The organism is Ramlibacter sp. GS1-15 (assembly GCF_057785015.1).
The window spans coordinates 212,229-238,221 of record NZ_JBYNTU010000001.1 but is presented as its reverse complement, the minus strand read 5'-3'; the positions used below and the strand labels follow the sequence as shown (position 1 = coordinate 238,221).

27 protein-coding genes are annotated in these 25,993 nt (G+C 68.2%); 9 read left to right on the top strand and 18 right to left on the bottom strand.

The genetic code is table 11. From position 1 onward, the window contains the following. On the top strand, positions 1-843 hold the full coding sequence (locus tag AC3EF3_RS01185) for an endonuclease/exonuclease/phosphatase family protein (protein WP_488530327.1): 843 nt from the start codon (positions 1-3) through the stop codon (positions 841-843). Positions 844-932: 89 nt separating this feature from the next. Further along, positions 933-2,324 (top strand): DHA2 family efflux MFS transporter permease subunit, encoded by a 1,392-nt coding sequence (locus AC3EF3_RS01180; RefSeq protein WP_488533714.1) that lies wholly within the window; start codon positions 933-935, stop codon positions 2,322-2,324. Here the strand turns inward: AC3EF3_RS01180 and AC3EF3_RS01175 are convergent. The 7 genes from AC3EF3_RS01175 to AC3EF3_RS01145 all read right to left on the bottom strand — a co-directional run bounded on the left by AC3EF3_RS01175 (position 2,321) and on the right by AC3EF3_RS01145 (position 10,161). After that, positions 2,321-3,226 (bottom strand): hypothetical protein, encoded by a 906-nt coding sequence (locus AC3EF3_RS01175; protein WP_488530326.1) that lies wholly within the window; start codon positions 3,224-3,226, stop codon positions 2,321-2,323. The genes AC3EF3_RS01180 and AC3EF3_RS01175 overlap by 4 nt on opposite strands. A 97-nt stretch (positions 3,227-3,323) precedes the next feature. Continuing rightward, positions 3,324-5,855, bottom strand: coding sequence for a glycoside hydrolase family 5 protein (locus AC3EF3_RS01170; RefSeq protein ID WP_488530325.1), 2,532 nt, complete (start codon positions 5,853-5,855; stop codon positions 3,324-3,326). Positions 5,856-5,996: 141 nt separating this feature from the next. After that, positions 5,997-7,130: an ABC transporter permease gene (locus AC3EF3_RS01165; protein ID WP_488530324.1), complete on the bottom strand. Its 1,134-nt coding sequence runs from the start codon at positions 7,128-7,130 to the stop codon at positions 5,997-5,999. Further along, complete coding sequence (locus tag AC3EF3_RS01160) at positions 7,127-7,894, bottom strand: ABC transporter ATP-binding protein (protein ID WP_488530323.1); 768 nt, start codon at positions 7,892-7,894, stop codon at positions 7,127-7,129. Before AC3EF3_RS01160 ends, AC3EF3_RS01165 begins: the two co-directional genes overlap by 4 nt. 1 nt (position 7,895) lies before the next feature. Beyond that, entirely contained in the window at positions 7,896-8,867 is a 972-nt protein-coding gene (locus AC3EF3_RS01155) for an HlyD family secretion protein (protein ID WP_488530322.1), read from the bottom strand. A 32-nt stretch (positions 8,868-8,899) separates the two neighbouring features. Beyond that, on the bottom strand, positions 8,900-9,445 hold the full coding sequence (locus tag AC3EF3_RS01150; protein ID WP_488530321.1) for an HdeD family acid-resistance protein: 546 nt from the start codon (positions 9,443-9,445) through the stop codon (positions 8,900-8,902). Further along, positions 9,445-10,161 carry a c-type cytochrome gene (locus AC3EF3_RS01145; protein WP_488530320.1) on the bottom strand — a complete coding sequence of 239 codons (717 nt, stop codon included), beginning with the start codon at positions 10,159-10,161 and terminating at the stop codon, positions 9,445-9,447. Before AC3EF3_RS01145 ends, AC3EF3_RS01150 begins: the two co-directional genes overlap by 1 nt. Before the next feature lie 108 nt (positions 10,162-10,269). On the opposite strand from AC3EF3_RS01145, the gene AC3EF3_RS01140 reads away from it, so the two are divergent. Then, on the top strand, positions 10,270-11,043 hold the full coding sequence (locus AC3EF3_RS01140) for a ferredoxin--NADP reductase (protein WP_488530319.1): 774 nt from the start codon (positions 10,270-10,272) through the stop codon (positions 11,041-11,043). Here AC3EF3_RS01140 and AC3EF3_RS01135 read toward each other — a convergent pair whose 3' ends face one another. Together AC3EF3_RS01135 and AC3EF3_RS01130 are read right to left on the bottom strand one after the other, a co-directional pair. Beyond that, on the bottom strand, positions 11,044-11,706 hold the full coding sequence (locus AC3EF3_RS01135; RefSeq protein WP_488530318.1) for an HAD family hydrolase: 663 nt from the start codon (positions 11,704-11,706) through the stop codon (positions 11,044-11,046). Between the two features lie 36 nt (positions 11,707-11,742). Beyond that, positions 11,743-12,162 (bottom strand): hypothetical protein, encoded by a 420-nt coding sequence (locus tag AC3EF3_RS01130; RefSeq protein WP_488530317.1) that lies wholly within the window; start codon positions 12,160-12,162, stop codon positions 11,743-11,745. Between the two features lie 102 nt (positions 12,163-12,264). Between AC3EF3_RS01130 and AC3EF3_RS01125 the strand changes: the two genes are divergently transcribed. Further along, positions 12,265-13,143, top strand: a complete 879-nt coding sequence (locus AC3EF3_RS01125; protein ID WP_488530316.1) for an RNA polymerase sigma-70 factor — start codon at positions 12,265-12,267, stop codon at positions 13,141-13,143. A 54-nt stretch (positions 13,144-13,197) separates the two neighbouring features. Beyond that, entirely contained in the window at positions 13,198-13,665 is a 468-nt protein-coding gene (locus AC3EF3_RS01120) for a carboxymuconolactone decarboxylase family protein (RefSeq protein WP_488530315.1), read from the top strand. A gap of 4 nt (positions 13,666-13,669) precedes the next feature. Here the strand turns inward: AC3EF3_RS01120 and AC3EF3_RS01115 are convergent, their stop codons facing one another. Then, positions 13,670-13,987: a YchJ family protein gene (locus AC3EF3_RS01115; RefSeq protein ID WP_488530314.1), complete on the bottom strand. Its 318-nt coding sequence runs from the start codon at positions 13,985-13,987 to the stop codon at positions 13,670-13,672. Then, positions 13,984-15,111 (bottom strand): acyl-CoA dehydrogenase family protein, encoded by a 1,128-nt coding sequence (locus AC3EF3_RS01110; protein WP_488530313.1) that lies wholly within the window; start codon positions 15,109-15,111, stop codon positions 13,984-13,986. The genes AC3EF3_RS01115 and AC3EF3_RS01110 overlap by 4 nt, the downstream gene beginning before the upstream one ends. A 92-nt stretch (positions 15,112-15,203) precedes the next feature. On the opposite strand from AC3EF3_RS01110, the gene AC3EF3_RS01105 reads away from it, so the two are divergent. Next, complete coding sequence (locus AC3EF3_RS01105; protein WP_488530312.1) at positions 15,204-16,007, top strand: alpha/beta fold hydrolase; 804 nt, start codon at positions 15,204-15,206, stop codon at positions 16,005-16,007. A 10-nt stretch (positions 16,008-16,017) separates the two neighbouring features. After that, entirely contained in the window at positions 16,018-17,160 is a 1,143-nt protein-coding gene (locus tag AC3EF3_RS01100; protein ID WP_488530311.1) for a PAS domain-containing sensor histidine kinase, read from the top strand. On the opposite strand, the gene AC3EF3_RS01095 is transcribed toward AC3EF3_RS01100, so the two are convergent. From AC3EF3_RS01095 to AC3EF3_RS01070, 6 genes are read right to left on the bottom strand one after another with little or no spacing between them, the layout of a single operon-like run. Then, positions 17,157-18,338: an acetyl-CoA C-acyltransferase gene (locus AC3EF3_RS01095; RefSeq protein WP_488530310.1), complete on the bottom strand. Its 1,182-nt coding sequence runs from the start codon at positions 18,336-18,338 to the stop codon at positions 17,157-17,159. The two genes, AC3EF3_RS01100 and AC3EF3_RS01095, sit on opposite strands and share 4 nt — an antisense overlap. A gap of 32 nt (positions 18,339-18,370) precedes the next feature. Beyond that, on the bottom strand, positions 18,371-19,144 hold the full coding sequence (locus AC3EF3_RS01090; protein ID WP_488530309.1) for an alpha/beta hydrolase: 774 nt from the start codon (positions 19,142-19,144) through the stop codon (positions 18,371-18,373). Continuing rightward, on the bottom strand, positions 19,141-21,003 hold the full coding sequence (gene aceK / locus AC3EF3_RS01085) for a bifunctional isocitrate dehydrogenase kinase/phosphatase (RefSeq protein WP_488533713.1): 1,863 nt from the start codon (positions 21,001-21,003) through the stop codon (positions 19,141-19,143). The genes AC3EF3_RS01090 and aceK overlap by 4 nt, the downstream gene beginning before the upstream one ends. A 24-nt stretch (positions 21,004-21,027) precedes the next feature. Continuing rightward, positions 21,028-21,681: a carbonate dehydratase gene (can, locus tag AC3EF3_RS01080; RefSeq protein ID WP_488530308.1), complete on the bottom strand. Its 654-nt coding sequence runs from the start codon at positions 21,679-21,681 to the stop codon at positions 21,028-21,030. A gap of 10 nt (positions 21,682-21,691) precedes the next feature. Beyond that, on the bottom strand, positions 21,692-22,891 hold the full coding sequence (locus AC3EF3_RS01075) for an isovaleryl-CoA dehydrogenase (RefSeq protein ID WP_488530307.1): 1,200 nt from the start codon (positions 22,889-22,891) through the stop codon (positions 21,692-21,694). A gap of 13 nt (positions 22,892-22,904) precedes the next feature. Next, the gene (locus AC3EF3_RS01070; RefSeq protein WP_488530306.1) at positions 22,905-23,366 is read right to left on the bottom strand and encodes a PaaI family thioesterase; all 462 of its coding nucleotides are present in this window, start codon (positions 23,364-23,366) and stop codon (positions 22,905-22,907) included. A gap of 219 nt (positions 23,367-23,585) precedes the next feature. Here AC3EF3_RS01070 and AC3EF3_RS01065 point away from each other — a divergent pair, with 219 nt between their 5' ends. Continuing rightward, positions 23,586-24,398 carry a class I SAM-dependent methyltransferase gene (locus AC3EF3_RS01065; RefSeq protein WP_488530305.1) on the top strand — a complete coding sequence of 271 codons (813 nt, stop codon included), beginning with the start codon at positions 23,586-23,588 and terminating at the stop codon, positions 24,396-24,398. Here the strand turns inward: AC3EF3_RS01065 and AC3EF3_RS01060 are convergent. Further along, on the bottom strand, positions 24,395-24,796 hold the full coding sequence (locus AC3EF3_RS01060) for a MerR family transcriptional regulator (protein ID WP_488530304.1): 402 nt from the start codon (positions 24,794-24,796) through the stop codon (positions 24,395-24,397). The genes AC3EF3_RS01065 and AC3EF3_RS01060 overlap by 4 nt on opposite strands. Positions 24,797-24,904: 108 nt before the next feature. Between AC3EF3_RS01060 and AC3EF3_RS01055 the strand changes: the two genes are divergently transcribed. Continuing rightward, complete coding sequence (locus tag AC3EF3_RS01055; RefSeq protein ID WP_488530303.1) at positions 24,905-25,960, top strand: MBL fold metallo-hydrolase; 1,056 nt, start codon at positions 24,905-24,907, stop codon at positions 25,958-25,960. Positions 25,961-25,993 lie beyond the last annotated feature (33 nt).

Here is a 25,993-nt window from a genome sequence, read left to right as displayed (position 1 = left end):
ATGAAGCTGGTCACCTTCAACACGCAGTGGTGCTGCGGTCTCGATGGCGTGGTCAGCCCCCAGCGCATCGTCGAGGCCGCCCGTGCGCTCGCGGACTTCGACGTGCTGTGCCTGCAGGAGATCGCCGTGAACTTCCCGCGCCTGCGCGGCGACGCGAGCCACGACCAGCCGGCTCTGCTGCGCGAGCTGCTGCCCGGCTTCCAGGTCTTCTTCGCGCCCGCCGTGGACGAATGGAAGGACGGCCGGCGGCGGCAGTTCGGCAACCTGATCGCGACGCGCCGGCCGGTGGTGCAGGTGCAGCGGCACATCCTGCCGTATCCGGCCGATGGCGGCGTGCTCAGCATGCCGCGCGTGTGCGGAGTGGTGACGGTGCAGGACCCGGCATTCGGCCCGCTGCGCATCATGACGACGCACCTGGAGTTCTATTCGAAGAAGCAGCGCATGGCCCAGGCGCATGCGGTGCGCGAGCTCCACGCCGAGTACTGCGCCCTCGCGGCCGCCCCGCCCCAACCCTGCGACGATGGCACGCCCTTCGAGACGCGGGTGCACACCGCGAACGCCATTGTTTGCGGCGACTTCAACCTGGAGCCGCGCGAGCCCGAGTACGCGGCGCTGACGCAGGCCTTCGCGCACGGCCGGCTGTGGGACAGCTGGCGCCTGCTCAACGGCACGAAGCCGCACGCGCCCACCTTCCGCCTGTATGACCGCACCTATGGGCCCGACCCGGTCGCGTGCGATTTCGTCTTCGTCAGCGACGGACTGAAGGACAAGGTCCGCGCGCTCACGATCGACAGCGCGACGAAAGTTTCGGACCACCAGCCGGTCGCGGTCGAGCTGGATTGACGCGTACGATTCGGGCCGTGCCCTCGGCCCTTCGTTCGCGCATCTCCCACGCTCCCTCATCCGCCGACGCCCGCCGCTATCTGCCCTGGGTGGTCGCGATCGTCATGTTCATGGAGACGCTGGACACGACCATCGTCAACACCGCGATCCCGACGATGGCGGCGAGCCTGCAGGTGCAGCCGCTCAGCCTGAAGGCGGTGGTGGCCAGCTACATCCTGAGCCTCGCGGTCTGCATCCCGGTCAGCGGCTGGATGGCCGACCGCTTCGGCACGCGGCGCGTGTTCTTCACGGCCGTGTCGATCTTCACCGCGGCCTCGCTGCTGTGCGGCATCTCCGTCAACGCGCCGATGCTGGTCGCCGCGCGCCTGCTGCAGGGTGCCGGTGCGGCGATGATGATGCCGGTCGGCCGGCTCACGATCATCCGCACCTTCGGCAAGGCGGAGCTGCTGCAGGCGATGAACTTCGTCGTGATGCCGGCGCTCGTGGGACCGCTGCTGGGGCCGACCATCGGCGGCCTGATCGTGCACGTCACGTCATGGCGCGTGATCTTCTTCGTCAACCTGCCGGTGGGCCTCGTCGCGCTGGCGATGGTCGTGCGCTACCTGCCCGAGTACCACGCGGATTCGCCCCGGCCGCTGGACATCGTGGGATTCGTGCTGTTCGGCTCCGGCGTTGCGCTCCTGTCCTGGCTGCTGGAGATCTTCGGCGAGCACCGGCTGGACCTCACTTCGGAAGGCGTGCTGTTCGTCGTCGCCCTGGGCCTCCTCGCGGCCTATGGGGTGCACGCCGCGCGCCATCCGCACCCGCTGCTGCGGCTCGCGCTGTTTCGCGTGCGCACCTTCCGCCTCGCGGTCGGCGGCGGCTTCATCACGCGCATCGGCATGGGGGGCATGCCCTTCCTGCTGCCGCTGCTGTACCAGCTCGGCCTCGGGCTGCCCGCCTGGCAATCGGGCCTGCTCATGATGCCCAGCGCCGCCGCGGCGATCACGATGAAGACGGCCACCAAGCCGATCCTCAACCGGTTGGGCTACAGGCGCGTGCTCACGATCAACACCGTGCTGATCGGCTGCGCCATCGCGACGTTTTCGCTGGTCGGTCCGGGCACGCCGTGGTACCTGATCGTGCTGCTCGCCCTGTGCCTCGGTTTCTTCAATTCGCTGCAGTTCTCGGCGATGAACACGCTGGCCTACGCCGACGTCGAAGGCCCGGACACCAGCATGGCCAGCACGATCGCGAGTTCCATGCAGCAGCTGTCGATGAGTTTCGGCCTGGCGGCCGGCTCGCTGGTGGCCGCGTGGTTCCTCGACGGCCTGCCGCAGACGGACCATGCGCAGGTGACCGGCGCGCTGCACCACGCGTTCCTCACGCTGGCGGCGATCACCATCGCGTCGTCGGCGACGTTCTGGCGCCTGCGCCCGGGCGACGGCGAGGCCGTGAGCCGCGGCAGCTCGGGCAAGGTGGTGGAGGAAGGCGCGGCCTAGCGCTGCGCGGCACCGCCGCGTTCGATGTCGCGCCCGAGCATGCCCAGCTGGTGTGCCAGCAGGTGTTCTTCATGCTGTAACGCCGTGCAGGCATCGGTGCTGGCGGACAGGCGCCTGAGCAGTGCCTCGTGGACCTCGACGGCCTGGGGCAGGCCTCGCAGCGCTTGGCGCCCGGCCTGCAGGTCGGCGACGATGGCCCGAACGCCCGGCAGCCAGGCCTTGTCGAACGCGTCCATGTGGCTGCCCGCCTGTTCGAGCAGGGCAGTGCGGCGCGCGAGCACGCTCTTGCTGCGCACGCCGATCTCGTGGACCTGCGCGCCCAGGGACTGCAGGTATTTGAACTCCTGCGTGTAGAACTGCGCCGTGTCGGCGAGTACCGCAAGATGCCCGTGGTCGTCGCCCGGCGTGCGGGCGTGGGCCAGTTGCGTGCACATTTCCTGCAGCCGGGTCACGCCCTGGTCGATGGCGGCGTCCAGGGCATGGCCTTCGAACTCGAGTTCGGCCAGCACGCGGCGCGTCTGCGCCACCCGCTCGGCGTGGCCGGCGCCAAGCTGGGCCAGCTGGTCCTTCGTTTGTGAAGCGCAGGCGACGGCGCGTTCGCATGCCTCCAGGAACTGGATGCGGGCGGTACGCTGGCACCCGGTCAGCCGGGCGAACCAGCCCTGGCGCAGGGGCGGGAAGAACATCGAGCCAGCCGCCGAGTGCAGGGCCCCCAAGGTCTGCGCGAGCAGCGCATCGTCCCAGTCGAACACCAGCGACTGCAGCCGCGCACGCAATTGCAGCAAAGTCTGCACTTGCACGCCGTGCATCGAAGCCAGCTGCTGCTGGATCCGGGCGGAGAGTTCGTCGGTCGGCAGGGGCTTCGCCGCGTTCGGGTGCCCCGCTGTGCAAGCGCTGTCCATCGGTAGGCCTTCGATACACACGGTAACCGTCGGCCACCCACCGGGGCAAGTGCCATATGTCACAGAAGCGGGAAATACCCCGCTTTCGCGAGCGTGCTTACAGCCCTGCCGTACTGGAAAGATACCTTTCCATCACCTCCAGCTCGGCGGCCGAGGGCGCGCCCTTGCCGGTGATGACGGCGAACACATTGCCGCCGAATCCCGGCTGCGGATAGAACTGCTGGAAACCCCAGCCGATCATCATCTGGTCGCACAGGCTCGGGCCGATCACGCCCGATGCGCTGGCGACCACCGCGGAATTCACCCGCAGGCGCTGCGCCCCCGGCGCGCAGGTGAACGTGAGCACGGACGGAGTGCCGGCCGGGAGCGCGCCGGGCGCAGTCAGCGTCACGGCGTTGTTGCCGGCATCGATGCAGTGCGCATGCGGCCGCCCGCCCGCGATCGCGAGCTGCGTGGCCGCCACCACGTAGGCGTTCGAAGCCTGGAAGACGATGCCGTCCTGCGCCGCATTGAGGCTGACGGCGGCCATCATGAAATGCGGATCGCCGACGGTGTACGGGATCAGGTTGCGCGGATTCGGCTGCTGCTCCGGTATCGGGAAGCTCTTGCGGCACCAGAAGCCGGACGTGGACGCGCCCGAGAGGTCGGCGGCGGGCTTGCCGTTGACGATGCGCATCACCGGCGGCGGCAGGTTCGCGAGCGATGCGCTGTCGGTGTTCATCCAGTTGAGCATCTCCATCGCGTTGCCGACGCTCGAGCCGTAGCCGGAATCCGCGATGGCGCGCATCTGCTGGCCGGGTTGCGCCGGCGCGCCGAACTGGTAGTCGGTGTAGCCGTCGGCCATCTCCCACTTGCACGCGCCGTACTTCGCCACGAGGGCACGCGCGGCTTCGGCGAGGTTGGTCGCGGCCAGCGCGACCGGGTCCACGAGCGAATACACCTTGCGCGGCGGCGGCGCGTTCAGGCCGCCCGACACGCTGTAGGCGAGCGTGGTGATGCGGTCCGACCCCGGCGTGAAGGTGTAGCTCGCCTGCGGATTCGCGCCCGCCGCGATCGTCAGCGTCGACGTGCTGAGCGTGCCGCCGTTGTTCGAGCTGACGGTCACCGTGACGGGGCTGGCGAGGTAGCCGCGCGCGTAGACGGTGATGGTGATGGGCGTCCCCGCGAGGGCGTAACCCGGCCCGTCGTCGAACAAGGTCGCAAGCGGGACGTTGCCGCTCTTCTTCATCACCCCCGAGACCGTGGGCTCCAGCGTCCTGTTCTGGTGCCAGCCCGGCACGAAGTGCATGGGGTTGTTGTGCAGCGGCCAGTGGCTCCCGCCGTTCCAGGGGTAGACCTCGACGCCGTTGGCGCGCGCGTAGTCCACGAGCCGCTGGAACATCTCCTGCCAGCGCGGATCGTCGATCGGCATGCCGGTCTCGCCCAGCGCGAGCTTCATGTTGCGCGGCGCCGCGAAGTCGACGGCGAGCTTCAGCCGCTTCCAGCCGGTGTCGGCATCGATCGGCACCGGCCCGATGCCGACGCTGGTTCCGCGCGCGACTTCCGTGTCGTAGTCGAAGCGCTGCCCGGTCGAGAACGCGTCGAGGTACATGTGCACGTCGTAGATCAGGTTCGTGCCCCGCAGCGGCCAGGACGGGTTGTTCTGCGCCAGCGTGAACGCCGCGCTCCAGTAGTTGCTGTCGAGATAGATCGGCGTGGCCGGGTCGATCGCGCGGATCGCGTCGATCGCCGCCTGGGCGAACACGGGCCAGATCGTCAGGTCCTGGTTCGTGTCCGTCCCTGCCACGATCGTGCCCGGCGCCGGCATGTCGTAGGGCTCGTTCATGAGGCCCCACCCCCCCAGGCCCGGGTGGTCCTTCCACAGCCGGACCGCGCGCGTCCAGAAGTCGGTGAAATGCTCCGGGCGAAGGGTGGCGCCCGGCGCGGTGGCGAAGATGCGCGTGATGACCTGGGTCGCGTCGCTGGTGTACGGGTAGATGCCCGGATTGGCCGGCCTGACCAGCCCGCGCACGGAGCCGTCGGCCTGGTAGACGAAGTCGATGTAGCGGCAGTAGTTGTGCAGGTCGAGGAAGCACTTGATGCCCGCCGCGGCATGCGCATCGAGCACGCCGGTGATGTAGGACTGGTAGGTCGCGTTGAACTCGCCCGGGTTGCCCACGACGGCGCGGGTCGCGGCATTGACGTTGGTGTCGAACAGCACGGGCTGCAGCATCTCCCACTGGATGGGCAGCCGGTTCATGCTGTAGCCGTTGGCCGAGAGCCAGTTCACGTCGGCGCGCCGCGGCACCGCCCAGTCGATGTTCACCTGCGTGCCCTGGCCGAAGCGCATGTTGCCGATAGCGGCCTGCATGCCCACCAGGTTGGCGCCCATGCCCTGCGCGCGATTCGGCGGTGGGGGCGGAGGCGTCGGCGCCGGAGTGGGCGCCGGAGTGGGCGCCGGTGCCGGCGCGGGTGAGGGCGCCGCTGATGGCGGTGCCGAGGGGGCCGCCCCCGGCGCCGGGGCGGGAGAGCCGCCCGCGGTGGGCGCGGGCGCCGCGTCGCCACCGCCACCGCCACCACCGCATCCGGTGACCGCCACGGCGACGGCCATCGCTGTCGCCTTGTTGAATTCGCGCCGCCTGATCTTCATACCGACATCCTTCGAGCAACGCCGTGATGGGACTGCCGCGGCAGTATCGAATGGATGAAGCGCCGTCAGGCGTGCGCCTAGCTCCAACGGGCCTCAGGAGCAGCACTGACGCCGGTGTCGGAGCGCGCCGACACGATGCGTTCAGTCGAGCGTTTGCCGGTACCGCTTCAGCGCGATGACGACGGCGACGGCCATGAAGGCGAGCATGGGCCACAGCTCGGGCCACAGCTCCACGATCGTGTTGCCCTTGAGCATGATGCCGCGCACGATGCGCAGGAAGTGCGTGAGCGGCAGCAGCTCGCCGATCCATTGCGCCCAGTCGGGCATGCCGCGGAACGGGAACATGAACCCCGACAGCAGGATGCTCGGCAGGAAGAAGAAGAACGTCATCTGCATCGCCTGCAGCTGGTTGCGCGCGAGCGTCGAGAAGGTGAAGCCGACCCCGAGGTTGGCGACGATGAACACGCCGATCATCGCGATCAGCAGCAGGAAGCTGCCCTCGAGCGGCACCTTGAACAACAGCCATGCCGCGCCGAGGATCACGCCCAATTGCACGTAGCCGAGCACGACATAGGGCAGGATCTTGCCCGTCATCACCTCCGACGGCAGCACCGGCGTGGCCAGCAGGTTCTCCATCGTGCCGCGCTCGCGCTCGCGCGTCATCGCCAGGCCCGTGAGCATCACCATCGTCATGGTGAGGATGGTGCCGATCAGCCCCGGCACGATGTTGTAGCGCGACAGGCCTTCCGGGTTGTAGCGCTTGTGCACGACCACCTCGAACGGCGGCGCCTGCGCCGTGAGCGAACGCAGGTTTCCGGTGAGCTCGCGCGACAACGCCTGATCGGTCGCGGCCGTCAGCGCGGCGAGCGCATTGCCCGACGCCGAGGGATCGGTCGCGTCGACGGCCACCAGCAACTGCGGCTTCTCCCCGCGTACCAGCCGCCGCGAAAACTGCGGCGGAATGACGACCAGGAACTGCACGTGGCCCTCCTCCAGCAGCCGCTCGCCCTCGCCCTCGCTCGTGCCCTCGTGCACGATCCTGAAGTAGCCGGTGTTCTGCAGCGTCGCCACGATGCTCGCCGCCATCGGCCCGGCGTCGGCGGCGACCAGCGCCGTCGGCAGCCCCTTGGGGTCGGTGTTGATCGCATAGCCGAACAGCACGAGCTGCAGGATGGGCACGCCCACCGCCATCGCGAAGGTCAGGCGGTCGCGCATCATCTGCTGGAACTCCTTGACGAAGATCGCGACCATGCGCGGGAACGAGAACAGCGTCATACGCGTTCCGCCTGCTCCGGCGCGAAATTGTCCTGGGCCCGCGCGATCAGGGCGATGAAGGCATCCTCGAGATTGCCGCCCGCGACGCCGGCCTGCTGCAGCACTTCGCCGCCGGTGCCGCGCGCGAGCACGCGGCCGTAGGCGATGTAGACCAGCTCGTCGCAGCGCTCCGCTTCGTCCATGTAGTGCGTCGAAACGAGCACGGTGATGCCATCTTCGTGCGCGAGGCGATGGATGTGGTCCCAGAATTCGCGCCGCGCCTTCGGGTCCACGCCCGCCGTCGGCTCGTCGAGGAGCAGCAGGCGGGGGTTGTGGATCAGGCAGGCCGCGAGTGCGAGGCGCTGCTTCCATCCGCCCGAGAGCGCACCGGCCAGCTGCTTCTGCCGCTCGATGAGCCCGAGCCGCTCGAGCGCTGCGTCGACCGCATGCGGGCGATCGGGCACTTCGAACAGGCGCGCGATGAAATCGAGGTTCTCGCGGATCGACAGGTCCTCGTACCAGCCGAACTTCTGAGTCATGTAGCCGGCCTGGCGCTTGATCTGCGCGGCCTGGCGGATGATGTCCAGCCCGAGGCAGGTGCCCTCGCCCGCATCGGGCTTGAGCAGCCCGCACAGCATGCGGATGGTCGTGGTCTTGCCGCTGCCGTTGGGCCCGAGGAAGCCGCAGATGGTGCCGGCGCGCACCTGCAGGTCCACGTGGTCCACCACGACGCGCTCGCCGTACTTCTTCGTCAGCCCCCGCACGTCGATGGCCAAGTCGTTCATGTCATCTGGAAGCCGTGACCGACAGCGGCTGGCCGGGGCGCAACTTCGCCGCGTCGGTGGGCGCGGGCTTGGCCTCGACCAGGAACACGAGCTTGGCGCGCTGCTCGTTCGAATAGATCACGGGCGGCGTGTACTCGGGCTTGGTGGAGATGAACGTCACCCGCGCGGCGATCGGCGCGCAGCCGTCGCAGTGCAGCGTGACGTTGCCGCCCAGCGCGACCTGCTGCACCTGCGTCTCCGGCACGTAGAAGCGCGCCTTCACGTTCGCGGGCGGCAGCAGCGAGACGACCGGCTGGCCCGCGTTGACGAACTCGCCCGGCCGGAAGAACGTGTCGGCCACCTGCGCATCGACCGGCGCGGCCTGCTGTTTCTGCTGCGCGCGCCATTCGTTCTGGCGCAGCACCTGGCGCGCGGCATCGACCTGCGCCTCGGCGGCGGCCCGCTCGTCGATGCGCGCCGGCAGCCGAGCCACCTGCACCGCCGACGTGAGCTCCGCCACGCGCGCGCGCGCCTGCTCCAGCGTGTGCGCCGCCTCGTCGACCTGCGCCTGCGCGATGAAGCCCTTGGCGAGCAGCTCGCGCTTGCGCGTGAAGTCGTGCTGCGCGATCTCGGCCTGCGCACGGGCCTGCGCGAGCTGTGCCTGGTTGACCGAGACTTCGGGCTCGCGCTTGCCCTTTTCGGTGTCGGCTGCCTGGTAGCTCGCCGCGGCGAGCCGCGCCGTCGCTTCCGCGCGCGCCGCCTTCTCGGCCTCGTCGTCCAGCGCGAAGAGCGGCTTGCCCCGGGTGACCTGCTGCCCCGCGGCGACGTACAGCGCGCCCAGCTGCCCTGAGAGCGGCGCGGCGACATAGACGTAATCGGCGTCCGCGTAGCCGGACCAGCCTTCGTCCTTGTGCGAGCCGCAGGCCGCGAGCAAGGCCATCACGCCGGCGAGCGTGATCGCCGGGAGAAGGCGGTAGCGGGCCAGGCCGTGCATGGGCGATTATCGGCCGCGCCCGCGACTCGCCGTCAAGCCCGCGGCGACAGCCTTTGCTCGCGCCGCATGCGCAAGGCCGTGACGGTGAGCATGATGCCGAACACGAGCGCATAGGCCCCGAGCCAGATCACCAGCGCAATGGCGCCCGCCCCGGGCCACGCCAGCAGCAGTGCGCCCCACACGACGGAGACGACGCCCGCGAAGGCGAGCCAGCCGCGGCCCTCGTGCACGCGCGCGGACAGCGCCGCGACGGCGAGCAGCACGCCGGTCGCGCAGGCCCACACGCCGAGCAGCACGATGAATGCGACCACGGTGATGCCCGGCCAGAGCACGCTGGCCGCGCCAGCCGCGAGGTCCAGCACGCCTTCGAGCGCGAACCAGCCCCATCGTTCGCGGGCCCGCGCGGCGCGCACCCCGGCCAGGATCGCCAGCACGCCGTCCACCAGCAGGTAGGCGGCGAACAGCAGGACGAGCGACGCGAGCGCCGTGCCGGGGACCAGCAGCGCGATCAGGCCGAACACGATCGCGGCGATGCCGCGCACCAGGATCGGCGTGGCGGAGGAATGGGGCGTGTCCATCACTTGTTTCCCTTCTGAGGTTGTTGCGGCGGCAGGTTCGCGTAGTAGCTCGCGACCTGCTTCACTTCGTCTTCGGTCAGTGCCTTCGCGATCGTGGGCATGGCGCCGCTCGCGTCGTTGTGGCGCGAGCCGTCCTTCCATGCGGCGAGCGTGGCCACGAAATAGCTTTCGTTCTGGCCGGCGAGCGACGGGTTCTCCGACGCATCGCCGGTGCCCTGCGCGCCATGGCAGCTCGCGCAGGCGGGGATGCCGCGCCCGGAATCGCCGCTGGTGACCAGCGCCGGCGCAGGGATCGGGCCGGTGTTCGTTCCCGCCGCCGTCGCGGCCAAGCCGGCATAGAAGGCCGCCACCGCCACGCGCTGCTGCGCGCTGAGCGCGCCGGCGACGGGCGTCATCACCGGGTTCGCGCGCGTGCCATCGGCATAGCTGTTCAACTGGCGCTCGATGTACGGGCGCGCGAGCCCGGCCAGGCGCGGCACGCCGGCCTGGGCGTTGCCTTCACCGCCCCCGCCATGGCAGCTCGCGCACGCGGCGGCGCCCGGCGCGCCTTGCAGCGCGAGGTTGCGGCCCGCACCCAGGTCCGGCGCGGACGGGGCCACGCGCGGCGCGGATGCCCGTGCGGACGCGGCCGGCGCGGCGCCGGCCACATCCGGCTGACGCTGGCAGGCCACGAGCGCCGCCGCGATCGCCACCCCGGTCAGGCTGATCACTCTCATCGCGAGGAGAGCATACGGACGAATCGCCCGGCTGTGGGCCCAGGCATAAGCATCTGACCGCCAAGCATGAGCGGGCTGGGATAATCCAGGGTTCACCCCCTGCCGACCATGAGCGCCTTCAACGAAGAAAAAGTCCTGGACGTCCACCACTGGACGGACCGCCTGTTCACCTTCAAGACCACGCGCGACGCGTCGCTGAGGTTCTCCAACGGCCATTTCACGATGATCGGCCTGAAGGTGAACAACAAGCCGCTGCTGCGCGCCTACTCGATCGTGAGCGCCAATTACGAGGACCACCTCGAATTCCTCTCGATCAAGGTGCCCGACGGCCCGCTCACCTCGCGCCTGCAGCACATCAAGCCGGGCGATTCGGTCATCGTCGGCCGCAAGCCCACGGGCACGCTGCTGATCGATTACCTGCTGCCGGGCAGGCGCCTCTTCCTGCTGTCCACCGGCACGGGCCTCGCCCCGTTCATGAGCATCGTGCGCGATCCCGACACCTACAACAAGTTCGAGCAGATCGTGCTCGTGCACGGCGTGCGCCAGAAGGACGAACTCGCCTATCACGACCTGCTGCTGGAACACCTGCCGGCGCACGAGTTCCTCGGCGAGATGGTGAGCAGCCAGCTGCGCTACTACCCGACGGTGACGCGCGAGCAGTACAAGAACATGGGCCGCGTCACCGACCTGATCGAGACCGGCAAGCTGTTCCAGGACCTGGACATCCCCAACCTCGACCCGAAGGAAGACCGGGTGATGATCTGCGGCAGCCCCGCCATGCTCAAGGACCTCAAGCACATGCTGGAGACGCGCGGCTTCAACGAGGGCAACACCTCGCGCCCGGGCGATTTCGTGATCGAGCGGGCTTTCGCGGAGCAGTGATCAGGCGAGCAGCGACGGCAGGTCTTCCATCCGGCTGAAGACCCGGCTCGCGCCCGCGTGGCGCAATGCGTCGGGCCCGTCGTGACCGGCTTGCGGCGGGCTGTAGCCAAACACCGTCGCGCCGGCGGCAATGCCCGCCGTGGTGCCGATCGTCGTGTCTTCCACCACCAGGCACCTGGAGGGATGCACCCCGACGGCAGCGGCCGCGGCCAGATAGACATCGGGCGCGGGTTTCGATCGCGGCAGCTCGTGGCCGCTGAAGATGCGGCCCTGGAAGTAGGGGATGAAGCCGCACTTGGCCAGCTGCAGCTCCACCTTCTTCCGGTCCGCGCCCGAGGCGCATGCGATCCGGCCTTCGAGCGCGCCATGCAAGGCCGTCACCGCCGCCAGTGCACCGGGGATCGCCCCGACATGCTGTTCCAGCAGCGCGTCGCGGCGGGCGCGAAACTCGGCCAGCCATTCCTCCGTGAGGGGACGACCCGTGTTCGCCTCGATGCGCGCCGCTTCGGACCGGATGGTCCGCCCCAGGAAGATCCGCATGCACTCGTCGGACGTGAGCTTCCAGCCCTGCTCCTCGAGCATGTCGCGCAGGACACCATTGGTGATGGATTCGCTGTCGACCAGCACCCCATCGCAGTCGAACAACACCGCATCGAATTTCATCGCGCGCATCGTACCGCGCGCGATCGGCCCGGGCTTTCAGCCGGCAGCGGCAGTGCCGATCGGCCGCGAAACGCCGGCGCCTGCGGCGGCCGTATGCCTCCAGAGGTTCACGGCGAAGACGATGATCCCGGCGCCGACGACGAAAGACGCGATCGCCAGCACCGGCTCGATGGCCGCCATGCCGCGCAGCAGCAGGAACAGCGTCGCCATCTGCACGAAGTGCGCCGGCACGTAGACCCAGAAATGCACTTTCGCGAGCTTGCTGGCGGCCGCCGCGGGAAACATGCGGTAGAAGATCGCGAACAGGCTCATGCTCACCCAGCCGAGCAGGTTCATGTGCGCGTGCACGGGAAACGCGGAATGGTCGTGGCTCGCGGCCATGAACAGGCCCAGCGAAATGCCGGCGAGCAGCCAGCACACGGCCAGGCGGAAGAACCAGTTGCTGATATTGGGCATGGCACGATCTCCTCGGGGTGAAAGTGGCGCGAGTCTAGGCTCGGGCTGTCCCCGTGTGAAGTGGACTTGTCACAGAATCGGGGTGTCGACCGTCTGAACTCCATGACCGATGCCCTCCTGGCTGAACCGTTCGACCGTCTCCGGCCGCGCCTCTTCGGCATTGCCTATCGCATGCTGGGCGTGCGCGCCGACGCCGAGGACGTGCTGCAGGACGCGTGGCTGCGCTGGCGCGAAACCGATCGCGCCGCCCTGCAGTCCGCCGAGGCCTGGCTGGTGACCGTCGTCACGCGGCTGGCGATCGACCGGCTGCGCGCGCGCAAGACCGAGCGCGAAGCCTATGCCGGCGAGTGGCTCCCCGAGCCGCTCGTGGAATGGCACGACGACTCGCCCGAGCGGATCGCCGAGCGCGCGAGCGAGCTCTCGCTCGCCTTCATGCACATGCTCGAGCGGCTGGGCGCCGACGAACGGGCGGCATTCCTGCTGAGGCAGGCCTTCGACTACGACTACGGCGAAATCGCCCGCATGCTCGACAAGAGCGAAGCGGCGGTGCGCCAGATGATCCATCGCGCCGGCGAGCGCCTGCGGCTGGAGCGCCCGCGCTTCGAGGTGCCGCGCCAGAAGCACCGGCGCCTGCTCGAGCGCTTCGTCGAGGCGGCGCAGACGGGCGACCGCGCCGCGATCCGCGCACTGCTGGCCGACGAAACGGAAGTGATCGGCGACGGCGGCGGTAAGGTTCCGTCCATCGCGGGCGGCCTGCACGGGGGCGAACGCGTGACCAACCTCTTTTGGGCGCAGTTCCTGCGGCTGCGCGATCGCATGCAATACCGGCTGGTCACGATCAACGGCGAGCCGGGCGTGCTGCGCTACATCGACGGCCGGCTCGAATCGGCGCAGTCCTTCGTCACCGACGGCGAGCGGATCGTCGCGATCTATGCCGTGCGCAACCCCGACAAGCTGGCGCGCATCGCGCACGGCGCCTGAGCGCTGTCACAGGCACGCGCCGCCGCGCGTCTAGTGAACGCAAAGGAGAAAACCATGTCGCAAGAACCTCGCCTCAATTACTACGCCGCGGCGCCCAAGTCCGCCCAGGCGCTCGTCGCCTTCTCGATGGCCGCCGCGCCCAGCCTCCAGCCGCGCCTGCGCGAGCTCGTCAACTTGCGTGTCTCGCAGATCAACGGCTGCGCGTTCTGCCTGGACATGCATGCGCACGCGCTCGCGCGCCAGGGCGTGGACGCACGCACGCTGGCCACCGTCGCCGGTTGGCGCGAGGCGCACCGCTTTTTCAGCCCGCGCGAACGCGCCGCGCTGGCCTGGGCGGAAGCCGTGAACGCCGTTCCGCACCGCTCGCCGAGCGACGCGGAATTCGCAGCCGTGCGCGAGCAGTTCAACGATTCCGAGATTGCCGAACTCACGTTCGCCGTCGGCGCGATCCGCGCGTGGAACATGCTCAATGCGAGCTTCCACACGCCGGTGCCCGAGGTGCCTTACGGCGTGAACGAGTGAGTCCTCAACGCACGTCGCCGTCGACGTAGTACCAACGGCCGTTCTCGCGCACGAAGCGCGATCGCTCGTGCAGCCGCTGCGCGCGAGCGCCGCCCACGCGGTAGCGCGCGACGAATTCGACCTCGGCGTGATCTTCATCGATCACGCGATGGTCCTTCACGGCTAGCCCCAGCCACTTGATGGCGGAATCGAGTTCGAGCGATGCCGGCCGCGTCGATGGGTGCCAGCTCGCGAGCAGCCAGTCGCGATCCAGCGCGACGTAGGCCGCATAGCGCGAGCGCATCAGCGCCTCGGCATCGCGCGGCCATTCGCGATCGGTCACAGCCCGCGCGCGATGATGATCTTCTGCACGTCCGACGTGCCTTCGTAGATCTGGCACACGCGCACGTCGCGCCAGATGCGCTCGACCGGGAAGTCGTTGACGTAGCCGTAGCCGCCGAGCGTCTGGATCGCGGCGCTGCAGATCTGCTCGGCCGCTTCGCTGGCGAACAGCTTGGCCATCGCGGCTTCCTTCAGGCACGGCTGGCCCGCATCGCGCAGCGTGGCCGCGTGCCAGATCAACTGCCGCGCCGCTTCGAGCTTCGTCGCGCATTCGGCCAGCCGGAAGCTCACGGCCTGGTGGTTGAAGATCGCCGTGCCGAAACTCTGGCGCTCCTTCGCGTAGTCGATCGCCACCTCGAGTGCGCTGCGCGCCATGCCGACCGACTGCGCGGCGATGCCGATGCGTCCGCCCTCCAGCGCGGACAGAGCGATCTTGTAGCCCTCGCCTTCCTCGCCGATCAGGTTCTCGGCGGGGATGCGGCAGTTCTCGAACGTGATCTGCGCCGTATCGCTCGAGTGCTGTCCGATCTTCTCCTCGAGACGCGAGACGATGTAGCCCGGCGTGTCGGTCGGCACGAGAAAAGCGCTCATGCCCTTCTTGCCCGCGCCCTCGTCGGTGACGGCGATCACGACCGCCAGCTGGCCGTTCTTGCCGCTCGTGATGAACTGCTTCACGCCGTTGATCACGTACGCGTCCCCTTCGCGCTTCGCCGTGGTCTTCAGCGCGGAAGCATCGCTGCCCACATGCGGCTCCGTGAGACAGAACACGCCCAGCAACTCGCCTTGCGCGAGGCGGGTGAGCCACTTTTTCTTCTGCGCCTCGGTGCCGTAGCGCATCAGGATCGCGTTCACCGGGCAATTGGTGACGCTGATCGCCGTGGACGTGCCGCCATCGCCGGCGGCGATCTCCTCGAGCACGAGCGCGAGCGTCAGATAGTCGAGCCCTGCCCCGCCGTATTCCTCCGGCACGCAGATGCCATAAGCGCCGAGCGCGGCGAGGCCGGCGTGCGCCTCGCGCGGGAAGGTGCGTTCACGGTCCCAGCGCGCGGCGTTCGGCCACAACTGCTCTCTCGCAAACGCGCGGACCGCGTCGCGGACCATCTCCTGATCTTGGCTGAGAATCATGGCCCCGATTGTGCCCCGCGCGCACCGCCGCTCTCCGGTGTTGGGGGACAATGGCCCATCCCGCGTTCGCAGGCAACTCATCCACACCGCGTATGACCATCCAGCGCCGCAACAACGTGAAAGCCACCGGCTCCGGCCGGGACACGCTCTTCTTCTGTCACGGCTTCGGTTGCGATCAGAACATGTGGCGCTTCATGGCGCCCGCGTATGCAAAGCGCTACCACGTGGTCTTGTTCGATCTGGTCGGCAGCGGCGGCTCGGACCTGAAGGCCTACGACTTCGGCAAGTACGGCACGCTTCACGGCTACGCGGACGACGTGGTGGAGATCGCGCGCGAGTTCGGCTCAGGCCGCAGTGTCTTCGTGGGGCACTCCGTCAGCTCCATGATCGGCCTGCTCGCCGCGGTTGCCGATCCCGCCGCGTTCGCCGCGCAGGTCATGGTCGGCCCGTCGCCCTGCTACATCAACGATGGGGACTACGTGGGCGGTTTCGAGCGCAAGGACATCGAAGGCCTGCTCGACACCATGGAGAGCAACTACCTCGGGTGGTCGAGCACGATGGGCCCGGCGATCATGGGAGCGCCCGACCGACCCGAACTCGGCGAGGAGCTCACCAACAGCTTCTGCCGCACCGACCCCGAAATCGCCGCCCATTTCGCCCGCGTGACGTTCCTGTCGGACCTCCGCGCCGAGTTGCCGAAGCTGCATGCGCCCACGCTGATCCTGCAGTGCAGCGACGACATCATCGCGCCCGTGGCCGTGGGGGAATACATGAAAAAGGTCATGCCGCATGCGGAGTACGTGCTCATCCGCAACCAGGGCCACTGCCCCCACATGAGCGCACCGGGGCCCTGCGTCGAGGCGATGGACAGGTTCCTCGCAACCCACGGCTTCTGAAGGAAACCGCATGCCGCAGCCGTTTGAGCCGCTGCCGGAGGCGCGGTCCGCGCTCGAAGACGCGCCCTGCGGCCTGGTCCAGGCGGACTCGGACGGGCTCATCTTGTGGGCCAACCGCACGTTTTGCCGCTGGCTGGGTTACGAACCGGGCGAACTGGCGGCGCGCAGTGTGCAGGACTTGCTCACGATGGGTGGCCGCATCTTCCACCAGACTCACTGGCTCCCCTTGCTGCACATTCAGGGATCGCTGGCCGAGGTGAAGCTCGAATTCGTGGACAAGACGGGACAGGCGGTTCCCGTCATCATCAATTCGGTCTTGCGCGACTGCGATGGGATGCGCTTGCAGGAAATCGCGGTTTACGTTGCGCGCGACCGCGACAAGTACGAACGCGAGCTGGTGCTGGCACGCCGCAGGCTGGAGGAAATGCTGGGCGAAACCGAGCGGCTGCGCGACGAGGCCAAGGACCGCGCGCGCTTCGCGGAGCAGATGGTGGGCATCGTGAGCCACGACCTGCGCAACCCGCTGTCGGTCATTCACATGAGCGCCTTGCTGCTCGAGCGCATCGGCGTGACGCCCCAGCAGGAGGCGGTGGTCGGCCGGATCGCGCGCTCCGCGGACCGCGCGATCCGCCTGATCGCCGAACTGCTGGACTTCACCCAGGCGCGCCTGGGCGGGGGGATCAAGGTCGCGCCTCGCCCGCTGCGGCTGCGCGCCTTCGTCCACGACACGGTGGACGAATTGAAGGCGGCCTTTCCCAATCGCCTGCTGCGGCACGAACACGAGGGCGACGAGCTGGATTGCAGCGGGGATCCCGACCGGCTCACGCAGCTGATAGGCAACCTCGTCGGCAACGCGATGACATACGGCGACCCGCACAAGCCGGTCACCGTCAGGTCCAGCCCGGGCCAGGCTTCCTTCTCGATCACGGTGCATAACTTCGGCACGCCGATTCCGCAAGAGCACCTCGCGACGATCTTCCTGCCGATGGAACGCGGCGACAAGGCCGCGACGTCGGCCGGCCGCAGCGTGGGCCTGGGCCTCTACATCGTGAGCGAAATCGCCAAGGCGCACGGCGGCGGCGTCGCCGTGCGCAGCAGCGAGGCGATCGGCACGGAGTTCACCGTGACGATCCCCTGCGGCGCTGCGGCTTAAAGCAGTTCGATCGCGACGGCCGTGCCTTCGCCGCCGCCGATGCACAGCGTCGCGATGCCGCGCTTGAGGCTCCGCGCCTTGAGCGCATGGATCAGCGTGACCATGATGCGCGCACCGGACGCGCCGATCGGGTGGCCCAGCGCGCAGGCGCCGCCGTTGACGTTGACGATGTCGTGGGAGACCTTCAGTTCTTCCATCAGCGCCATCGGCACGACGGCGAAGGCTTCGTTCACTTCCCACAGGTCGACGTCGCTGACCTTCCAGCCGGTCTTGGCGAGCAGCTTCTGCACGGCGCCGACGGGCGCGGTGGTGAACCAGTTCGGCTCCTGCGCGTGCATCGCGTGGCCGACGATGCGGGCGATCGGCTTGCCGCCCAGGCGCGAGGCGGTCGACTCCTTCATCATCACCAGCGCCGCGGCGCCGTCGTTGATCGACGAGGACGACGCGGCGGTGATCGTGCCGTCCTTCTTGAACGCGGGTTTGAGCTGCGGGATCTTGTCGAGCTTGACCTTGCCGGGGCCCTCGTCGATCGAGACGACGCGCTCGCCGGCGCGGTCCTTCACGATCACGGGCGTGATCTCGGTGGCGAAGGCGCCGGTCTCGGTGGCCTTCTTCGCGCGCTGCACGCTGGCCGTGGCGAACGCGTCCTGCGCCTCGCGCGTGAACTTGTACTTGGCGGCGCAGTCCTCGCCGAAGGTGCCCATCGCGCGGCCGGGCTCGTAGGCGTCTTCCAGGCCGTCGAGCATCATGTGGTCGTACACCTTGTCGTGGCCCATGCGGTAGCCGCCCCGGCCCTTGAGCAGGAGGTAGGGCGCATTGGTCATGCTTTCCATGCCACCGGCGACCATGATCTCGTGCGTGCCGGCCAGCAGCATGTCGTGCGCGAACATCGCGGCCTTCATGCCGGAGCCGCACATCTTCGACAGCGTGACGGCGCCGGCGCTCTTGGGCAGGCCGGCCTTGAACGCCGCCTGGCGCGCGGGCGCCTGGCCTTGGCCGGCCATCAGGCAGTTGCCGAACAGCACTTCGCCGACGGCGTCGCCGGAGATGCCGGCGCGCTCGACGGCGGCCTTGATCGCGGCGCCGCCGAGGTCATGCGCGGCCAGGGGCGCGAAGTCGCCCTGGAACGCGCCCATGGGGGTGCGCGCGGCGCCGGTGATGACGATGGAATCGGACATGTGTTTCTCCTTACTGGAACGAGGTTCGCGGCCTAGTGACCGATGATGAAGGCGCTGATGTCGGCCACGACGCTGCCTTCGATGCCGTTGTAGCCGTGGTGGGAAAAGGGTTCGCAGGGATCGCCAGCCGAGATGCCGCCGCTGGCCATCAACAATTTGGCGTTCGGCGAGGGCAATTTCAATTCCCGCAGCAGCGCGGGCGCACAGATGGGGCACGGGTCACCGTCGTGGTGGACGACCAGGACCGGAATCCTGAGCTTCTCCAGCGGCTGCACCGGTGTGCCCGGGTCGCGCTTGCTGCGCGCGAGGATGGACGAGGTGAGCACGATGCCGTCCGGTCCGCGAGGATCGCCCGCAAGCGCCACCGCCGCATGGGCGGCGGACTGCGTCCCGCGGCTCGTGCCGACGAGCCACACGGGCTTGCGCCATTTCTCGCGCGCCCAGTCGATCGCGGCGGCCAGGTCGGTCACGTGGTCGGCGCTCTCGCGGAAGCTCACGGCCATGCCGTTCGCCTGGTCGCTCGGCGCATCGAGCACCAGCGCGGCCAGGCCCTGCTGCACGAAGAGATGGCGCGACCGCACGAGGAAGTTGCCCTCGTTGCGGATGCTGCCGTTGTCGAAGATCTTCACCCGGCCCGGTCCGCCCGCGAGCAGGATCACTGCGGCTTTCGGCGCCTCGGGCGCGATCACCACCATGCGCTCCGTCACGCCCGGGCGCGTGGGCAGATCCACGACCTCCGTCGTCTGCGCGAATGCGGCCGCGGCGCCCAGCGCGAGCATCGCGACGAGCAGGTGCAGCGCCTTCATGCCGCGGCCTCCACCGGCTCGGGCCGCACCAGCGCCGGATGCCGGCGCACGAAGCGCTTGTCCCTGTCGTAGGGAAACACGTCGTGCACGTAGCCCGCCAGGATACGTTCCTTGTACGCGCTCCAGAAGGCCGGGTCGAGCAGGTCGGCGTGGTGCTTCATGAACACCTCGCGCACCGCCGGGTTGCCCAGCAGGAAAGGCTCGAAGGTTTCCGGGAAGACGTCGTGGCGCCCCACCGGGTACCAGACCTCGCCCGACAGCTCCTCCTCCTCGTTGTGCGGCCGCGGCACCTTCTTGAACTGGCAGTCCGTGAGGTACTCGATCTCGTCGTAGTCGTAGAACACGACCTTGCCGTTGCGCGTCACGCCGAAGTTCTTCCACAGCATGTCGCCCGGGAAGATGTTGGCGGCGACCAGGTCCTTGATCGCGTTGCCGTACTCGACCACGGCGGCCTCGATCTGCCCCTTCGCGTGCTGCGCGGCGGCGCTCGCGGGCTCGACCGCTTGCAGGGCGTCGAACGCCTCCTGCAGGTAGATGTTCAGCGGGATCATGCGCCGCTCGATGTAGAGGTGCTTGATGACCACTTCCTCGAAGCCGTCGCCGTCGCGATCGCCCACTTCGAGCATGGACGGGGCGTACCTGCGGATCTCGTCCAGCAGTTCGTCCTCGAAGCGGTCGCGCGAGAAGGCGACGTCGCTGTATTCCAGCGTGTCGGCCATGCGGCCCACGCGGTCGTGCTGCTTCACGAGCAGGTACTTGCGCTTGATCTGCTCGCGCGTGGTTTCCTTCTGCGGCGGGAAGTACTCGGTGTCCTTGATCAGCTTGAAGACGTAGGGGAAGGACGGCAGGTCGAACACCAGCATCACCATGCCCTTGATGCCGGGCGCGATGCGGAACTTGTCGCTCGAATGCTTCAGGTGGTAGAGGAAGTCGCGATAGAACAGCGTCTTGCCCTGTTTGGCGAGGCCGATCGCGTTGTAGATCTCGTTGCGCGGCTTGCGCGGCATCAGCGAGCGCAGGAACTGCACGTAGGCCGACGGGATCTCCATGTCGACCATGAAGTAGGCGCGCGCGAACGAGAACAGCGCCTGGATGTCGTCCTCGCCGAACAGGCAGGTGTCGAGGTACAGCTTGCCGCTGCGGTTGTGCAGGATCGGCACCGCGAAGGGCACCTCGTTGAAGCCGTTGATCAGCTTGCCGACCACGTACGCGCCCTTGTTGCGGTAGAAGAGCGAGGACAGCACCTGGATCTGGAAGTTCGCGCGCAGCTTCACCTGCGCGAGCCGGCCGCTCATGGCTTCCAGCACGAAGCCGGCGTCGCGCGACAGGTTCTCGAACGGCCGCTGCAGCTGGAAGTTGTCGACGATGCGCACGATGGTCTCGTGCAGCGTCTCGCGCCTCGGGTAGTACGAGCGGTAGGTCGGCATCGCGGCCGGTTCGTCGTTCTCGATGTACTCCGTGCTCACGGCCGGCCGCACGAAGATGAAATCGTTGTGGAAGTGCGTGCGGTGCAGGATCTTGGTGGTGACCGAGTTGAAGAAGGTCTCGGCCAGCTCCGGCTGGTGGTGGTCCACCAGCAGGCCGATGTAGTGCAGCTTCACCTGCTGCCACACGTCCATGGGCTGATCGCCCGCCTTGAATTCCTTCTCGAGCCGGATCACCGCTTCGCGCACGCGCAGGTCGTAGAACTGGATGCGTTCGCGCTGCGCGCGCTGCTGGCCATGCCAGTCGGCCGTCTCGAAGCGGTGCTTGGCGCGCGCCGATTCCGTGCGGAACAGGCGGTAGTGCCGGTTGAACCCGTCCAGCATCGCCTTGGCGATGTCGTACGCCAGCGGCGAGTCCAGTCGCTGGGGGAACATCGGCATGGCGGCGCGACCCCTTCCCTAGCCGCGCGTGGCGATCACGGCTTCGATCGCCGCGCGGTACGCGGGCTCGATGGCATCGGTGCCCGACACGTCCATGTGCAGGTCCTGCAACAAGCCATCGTGCACGCCATAGGCCCAGCCGTGCACGGCGATCTTCTGGCCCTTGGCCCAGGCGTCGCACAGCACGGTGCTCACGCACACGTTCACCACCTGCTCGATCACGTTCAGCTCCACCAGGGCGTCGAAGCGTCGCGCCTCGGGCAGCTTCTCCAGCAGGGCGCGATGGCGGTCGCGCACGTCGGTGATGTGGCGGATCCAGTTGTCCGCCAGGCCGATGCGCCGGTTCTCCAGCGCGGCCTGCACGCCGCCGCAGCCGTAATGGCCGACCACCATGATGTGCTCGACCTTGAGCATGTCCACCGCGAACTGGACGGACGACAGGGCGTTAAGGTCCGAGTGCACCACCACGTTCGCGATGTTGCGGTGGACGAACACCTCGCCGGGCTCCAGTCCCGTGATCTGGTTGGCCGGCACGCGGCTGTCGGAGCAGCCGATCCACATGTACTTGGGCGACTGCTGCTGCTTCAGCGACGAGAAGAAGCCCGGGCGCTCCTTCTCCATCTGCGCCGCCCAGGCGCGGTTGTGGGCGAAGAGGTCCTGCAGCGTCGTCATGCTTTCATTGTCACATCGTTTCCGCGAACAGCTCGCGGCCGATCAGCATGCGGCGGATCTCGCTGGTGCCGGCGCCGATCTCGTACAGCTTGGCATCGCGCCACAGGCGCCCGAGCGGGTACTCGTTGATGTAGCCGTTGCCGCCGAAGACCTGGATGCCCTCGCCCGCCATCCAGGTCGCCTTCTCGGCACACCACAGGATCACCGATGCGCAGTCCTTGCGCACCTGGCGCACGTGTTCCGCGCCGAGCAGGTCGAGGTTCTTTCCGACGGTGTAGCAGAACGCGCGCGCGGCCTGCAGCACCGTGTACATGTCGGCGACCTTGCCCTGGATGAGCTGGAACTCGCCGATCGACTGGCCGAACTGCTTGCGGTCGTGGATGTACGGCACCACGTTGTCCATGACGGCCTGCATGATGCCGATCGGGCCGGCGGCGAGCACGGCGCGCTCGTAGTCCAGGCCCGACATCAGCACCTTCGCGCCGCCGTTCAGCGCGCCGAGGATGTTGGCCGCCGGCACTTCGACGTTGTCGAACACCATCTCGCCGGTGTGCGAGCCGCGCATGCCCAGCTTGTCGAGCTTCTGCGCCGTGGAAAAGCCCTTCATGCCCTTCTCGACGATAAAGGCGGTGACGCCGCGCGCGCCCAGCTCGGGCTCGGTCTTGGCGTAGACGACCATCGTGTCCGCATCGGGCCCGTTGGTGATCCACATCTTCGTGCCGTTGAGGACGTAGTAGCCGCCGCCCGAGGCACTCGGTTCTTTCCACTCGGCCTTCAGCTTCATCGAGATCACGTCGCTGCCCGCACCCGGCTCGCTCATGGCCAGCGCACCGACATGCTCGCCGGAGATCAGTTTGGGCAGGTACTTGCGCTTCTGCTCCTCGCTGCCGTTGCGCTTGAGCTGGTTTACGCAGAGGTTCGAGTGCGCCCCGTACGACAGGCCCACCGACGCGGACGCGCGCGAGATCTCCTCCATGGCGATCATGTGCGCCAGGTACCCGAGATTGGCGCCGCCGTATTCCTCCGGCACGGTGATGCCCAGCACGCCGAGCTCGCCCATCTTGCGCCACAGGTCCATCGGGAAACGGTCGCTGCGGTCGATCTCGGCCGCGCGCGGCGCGATCTCGGCTTGCGCGAAGTCGCGCACGGCGTCGCGCAAGGCGGTGATGTCCTCGCCGAGCTGGAAGTCGAGTCCTGGAAGTTGCGTCATGGGGTGTCTCCTGTCAGTGCTTGACGTCGTCGCGTCCGGTGATGGTCATCTCGGTGGCCGTCATGGTGGCGACCAGCTTTTCCCTGCCGTCGTCGATCGCCCAGGCCTTGCCCTCGACAACGGTGATCGTGCGCCCCGGCCTCACGACCACGCCCTCCATCCGGAAGAGCTGGCCCTTGCCCGGTGCGACGAGGTTGATCTTGTACTCGATGGTCAGCACGCCCGCGTCGTGCGGCATCAGCGTGAACGCAGCGTAGCCGCAGGCCGAGTCCAGCGCGGTGGCGATCATGCCCGCGTGCATGAACCCGTGCTGCTGCGTGAGCGCGGCCGAATACGGCAGCTCGATCGTCACGCGGCCGGGGTCGACGACCGACAGGAACGCGCCGATGGTCTTCATGGCCTGCTGGCGCTCGAAGCTCGAGCGCACGCGCTGCCCGAACTGCGGGTCCTGCGGCTGGAACACGGGATCGGCCATGGTCGCCTCGAATTGACGTTTACGTAAACGTCAATTATGCCCGGGCGGGGCCCGGCTGTCCAAGCGGCCCTGGCCCGTTCGGGCGCTTGTGCTTTGCGGCGCGGCGGGTACCGTGGCACCGTGCCTTGCTCCGAACGCGTCCGCAGTCGCTTTCGCTGCAGTTGCTGCGGCGGCGGATTGCGTCACGCGGACGACGGGCTCGAATGCGCCGAATGCGGCATGGCGTACTGGCAGAACACGCGCGGCGTGTTCGACTTTCGTCCCGCCAGGCTTCGCAGCGTCAGCGTGGACTTCCACCTCGGCCGCGACCTGCTGGCCGACTACGCCGCCCTCGATTTCGCGCCGCTGGAGAGGAACGCCACGCCCGCCGTGGACTTCAGCCGCATGCCGGTGCCGCACCACATGACGCCCGAGCTGATGAGCCATTTCCCGAAGGCGACGACGCCCGGCAGCCTGATGCTGGACCTGTGTTGCGGCAACGGCGTGCACCGGGGCATCTGCGAGCACGCGGGCTTCGAGTGGGTCGGCGTCGATGCCGATCCGCGGCTGGGGGCGACCGTGGTGGCTGACGGCCACGCGCTGCCGTTCCTGGATGAAAGCTTCGAGTTCGTGCTGTCCGTCGCCTCCTTGCACCTGATGCGCCAGCCGCACGTGGTGCTGAAGGAGGTCCGTCGCGTGCTGCAGCCGGGGGGAACCTTCATCGGCACCGTGGCCTTCCTCGAGCCTTTCCACGACGGCGGCTACTACCACCACACGCACCTGGGCATCCTGAATTCGCTGGACAACGCGGGCTTCCGCGTGCACCGCATCGCGCCCAGTGCGGACTGGACCGGGCTGCGGGCGCAGGCGCGGATGGGGCTGTTTCCGAGAATGCCGGCGGCACTGGGCAGCGCGCTGATGTTCCCGATCGAACTGTTGCACCGCGTGTGGTGGCGCGCGGGACGCGCGCTGAGCCGCAGCCCGAACGCGAGCGAGACGGCCCGCGTGCGCAACCTGACGGCGGCCTTCGCCTTCGTCGCTTCTGCGAGCTAGGCCGCCTTCTTGTCGATCTTGGCCAGCAGCGACTTCGCTTCCCGCTCGTGCGTCTTCACCTCGTCGAGCTGGGCCTGCAGGTCGGCCATCTGGTCCTCGAGCTGCTTGCGGTGGGTGGCCAGGATCGCGAGGAACTTGCGCAGCTGCGGACCCGTATCGCGCGGGCTGTCGTACATGTCGATGATCTCTTTGGCCTCGTTCAGCGACAGGCCCAGCCGCTTGGCGCGCAGCGTGAGCTTGAGGCGCGTGCGGTCGCGCGCGGTGTAGATGCGGTTGCGCCCGCCCGGCCCGGTGCGCTGCGGCTGCAGCAGGCCCATGTCCTCGTAGAAGCGCATGGCGCGCGTGGTGAGGTCGAACTCCCTCGCCAGATCGCTGATCGTGTACGTCTGTGTGGCCATTGGTATGCCGGTCCCTGTGCCTGTATGCCCGGTGACAGCTTCGCTCGTGGCGAGCCGCCTACAATGCCCCATTACATCTGACGTTTACGTCAACGTCAATTCTCCCCCATGAACCCCCTCGAACAGCGCCTCTCGTACGCCTTCGGCGACACCCTTCCCGCCCCCGGAGACACGCTGGAAGTCGCGCCCGGCGTGCGCTGGATCCGCATGGCGCTGCCGTTCGCGCTGGACCACATCAACCTGTGGCTGCTGCGTGACGAGATCGACGGCCGCGCGGGCTGGACCGTGGTGGACACCTGCATCACGCGCGACGAAGCCAAGGCGCAGTGGGAGACGGTGTTCGCGACGCAGCTGCAGGGCCTGCCGATCCTGCGCGTGATCGTCACGCACATGCACCCGGACCACGTGGGCCTGGCCTGGTGGTTGTGCGAGCGCTGGAACGCGCCGCTGTGGATCAGCGCGACCGACTTCAACGCGGCGCGCCTGGCTTCGCAATCGACCACCGGCTTCGGCGGCGGCGCCGCGGCGGATTTCTTCGCCTCGCACGGGCTCACCGATCCCGAGTCGCTGGAGAAGATCCGCGCCCGCTCGAGCTATTACCCCAGCATGGTGCCGCAGGTCCCGCAGCGCTTTCGCCGCATGCAGGACGGCGACGTCGTTCGCATCGGCGCGCGGGACTGGCGCTGCATCTCCGGGTACGGCCACGCGCCCGAGCACATTTCGCTGTACTGCGACGAGCTGCGGGTCCTCATTTCCGGCGACATGCTGCTGCCGCGCATTTCGACCAACGTGAGCGTGTACGACGTCGAGCCGGAGTCGAATCCCCTGCGCCAGTTCCTCGGCTCCATCGACAAGTTCACATCGCTGCCCGAGGACACGCTGGTGCTGCCTTCGCATGGCAAGCCGTTCCGCGGCGTGCACGAGCGCGTGCGGCAGCTGCACGAACATCACGACCATCACCTGCGCGAGGTGATCGAGGCCTGCCGCGAGCGTCCGCAATCGGCGGCCGACGTGCTGCCGGTGCTCTTCAAGCGCAAGCTCGACCTGCACCAGACGACGTTTGCGATGGGGGAGTCGGTGGCGCACCTGCATGCGCTGTGGCACGCGGGCGAGCTCAAGCGCGCGAAAGACAGTCAGGGCGTCTGGCGCTTTTCGCTCGCCTAGGAGCCTGGGCGGCAGAGAAACGAGCCTGCGCCA

Coding starts and splice junctions, on each gene's coding strand:
- AC3EF3_RS01060 (WP_488530304.1), bottom strand. CDS start 24,796: ATGGCCACACAGACGTACACGATCAGCGATCTGGCGAGGGAGTTCGAC.
- AC3EF3_RS01065 (WP_488530305.1), top strand. CDS start 23,586: ATGGCGTACTGGCAGAACACGCGCGGCGTGTTCGACTTTCGTCCCGCC.
- AC3EF3_RS01070 (WP_488530306.1), bottom strand. CDS start 23,366: ATGGCCGATCCCGTGTTCCAGCCGCAGGACCCGCAGTTCGGGCAGCGC.
- aceK (WP_488533713.1), bottom strand. CDS start 21,003: ATGTTCCCCCAGCGACTGGACTCGCCGCTGGCGTACGACATCGCCAAG.
- AC3EF3_RS01120 (WP_488530315.1), top strand. CDS start 13,198: ATGTCGCAAGAACCTCGCCTCAATTACTACGCCGCGGCGCCCAAGTCC.
- AC3EF3_RS01150 (WP_488530321.1), bottom strand. CDS start 9,445: ATGGACACGCCCCATTCCTCCGCCACGCCGATCCTGGTGCGCGGCATC.
- AC3EF3_RS01135 (WP_488530318.1), bottom strand. CDS start 11,706: ATGAAATTCGATGCGGTGTTGTTCGACTGCGATGGGGTGCTGGTCGAC.
- AC3EF3_RS01145 (WP_488530320.1), bottom strand. CDS start 10,161: ATGAGAGTGATCAGCCTGACCGGGGTGGCGATCGCGGCGGCGCTCGTG.
- AC3EF3_RS01160 (WP_488530323.1), bottom strand. CDS start 7,894: ATGAACGACTTGGCCATCGACGTGCGGGGGCTGACGAAGAAGTACGGC.
- can (WP_488530308.1), bottom strand. CDS start 21,681: ATGACGACGCTGCAGGACCTCTTCGCCCACAACCGCGCCTGGGCGGCG.
- AC3EF3_RS01095 (WP_488530310.1), bottom strand. CDS start 18,338: ATGTCCGATTCCATCGTCATCACCGGCGCCGCGCGCACCCCCATGGGC.
- AC3EF3_RS01110 (WP_488530313.1), bottom strand. CDS start 15,111: ATGATTCTCAGCCAAGATCAGGAGATGGTCCGCGACGCGGTCCGCGCG.
- AC3EF3_RS01105 (WP_488530312.1), top strand. CDS start 15,204: ATGACCATCCAGCGCCGCAACAACGTGAAAGCCACCGGCTCCGGCCGG.
- AC3EF3_RS01155 (WP_488530322.1), bottom strand. CDS start 8,867: ATGCACGGCCTGGCCCGCTACCGCCTTCTCCCGGCGATCACGCTCGCC.
- AC3EF3_RS01100 (WP_488530311.1), top strand. CDS start 16,018: ATGCCGCAGCCGTTTGAGCCGCTGCCGGAGGCGCGGTCCGCGCTCGAA.
- AC3EF3_RS01125 (WP_488530316.1), top strand. CDS start 12,265: ATGACCGATGCCCTCCTGGCTGAACCGTTCGACCGTCTCCGGCCGCGC.
- AC3EF3_RS01055 (WP_488530303.1), top strand. CDS start 24,905: ATGAACCCCCTCGAACAGCGCCTCTCGTACGCCTTCGGCGACACCCTT.
- AC3EF3_RS01185 (WP_488530327.1), top strand. CDS start 1: ATGAAGCTGGTCACCTTCAACACGCAGTGGTGCTGCGGTCTCGATGGC.
- AC3EF3_RS01165 (WP_488530324.1), bottom strand. CDS start 7,130: ATGACGCTGTTCTCGTTCCCGCGCATGGTCGCGATCTTCGTCAAGGAG.
- AC3EF3_RS01130 (WP_488530317.1), bottom strand. CDS start 12,162: ATGCCCAATATCAGCAACTGGTTCTTCCGCCTGGCCGTGTGCTGGCTG.
- AC3EF3_RS01175 (WP_488530326.1), bottom strand. CDS start 3,226: ATGGACAGCGCTTGCACAGCGGGGCACCCGAACGCGGCGAAGCCCCTG.
- AC3EF3_RS01170 (WP_488530325.1), bottom strand. CDS start 5,855: ATGAAGATCAGGCGGCGCGAATTCAACAAGGCGACAGCGATGGCCGTC.
- AC3EF3_RS01140 (WP_488530319.1), top strand. CDS start 10,270: ATGAGCGCCTTCAACGAAGAAAAAGTCCTGGACGTCCACCACTGGACG.
- AC3EF3_RS01075 (WP_488530307.1), bottom strand. CDS start 22,891: ATGACGCAACTTCCAGGACTCGACTTCCAGCTCGGCGAGGACATCACC.
- AC3EF3_RS01090 (WP_488530309.1), bottom strand. CDS start 19,144: ATGAAGGCGCTGCACCTGCTCGTCGCGATGCTCGCGCTGGGCGCCGCG.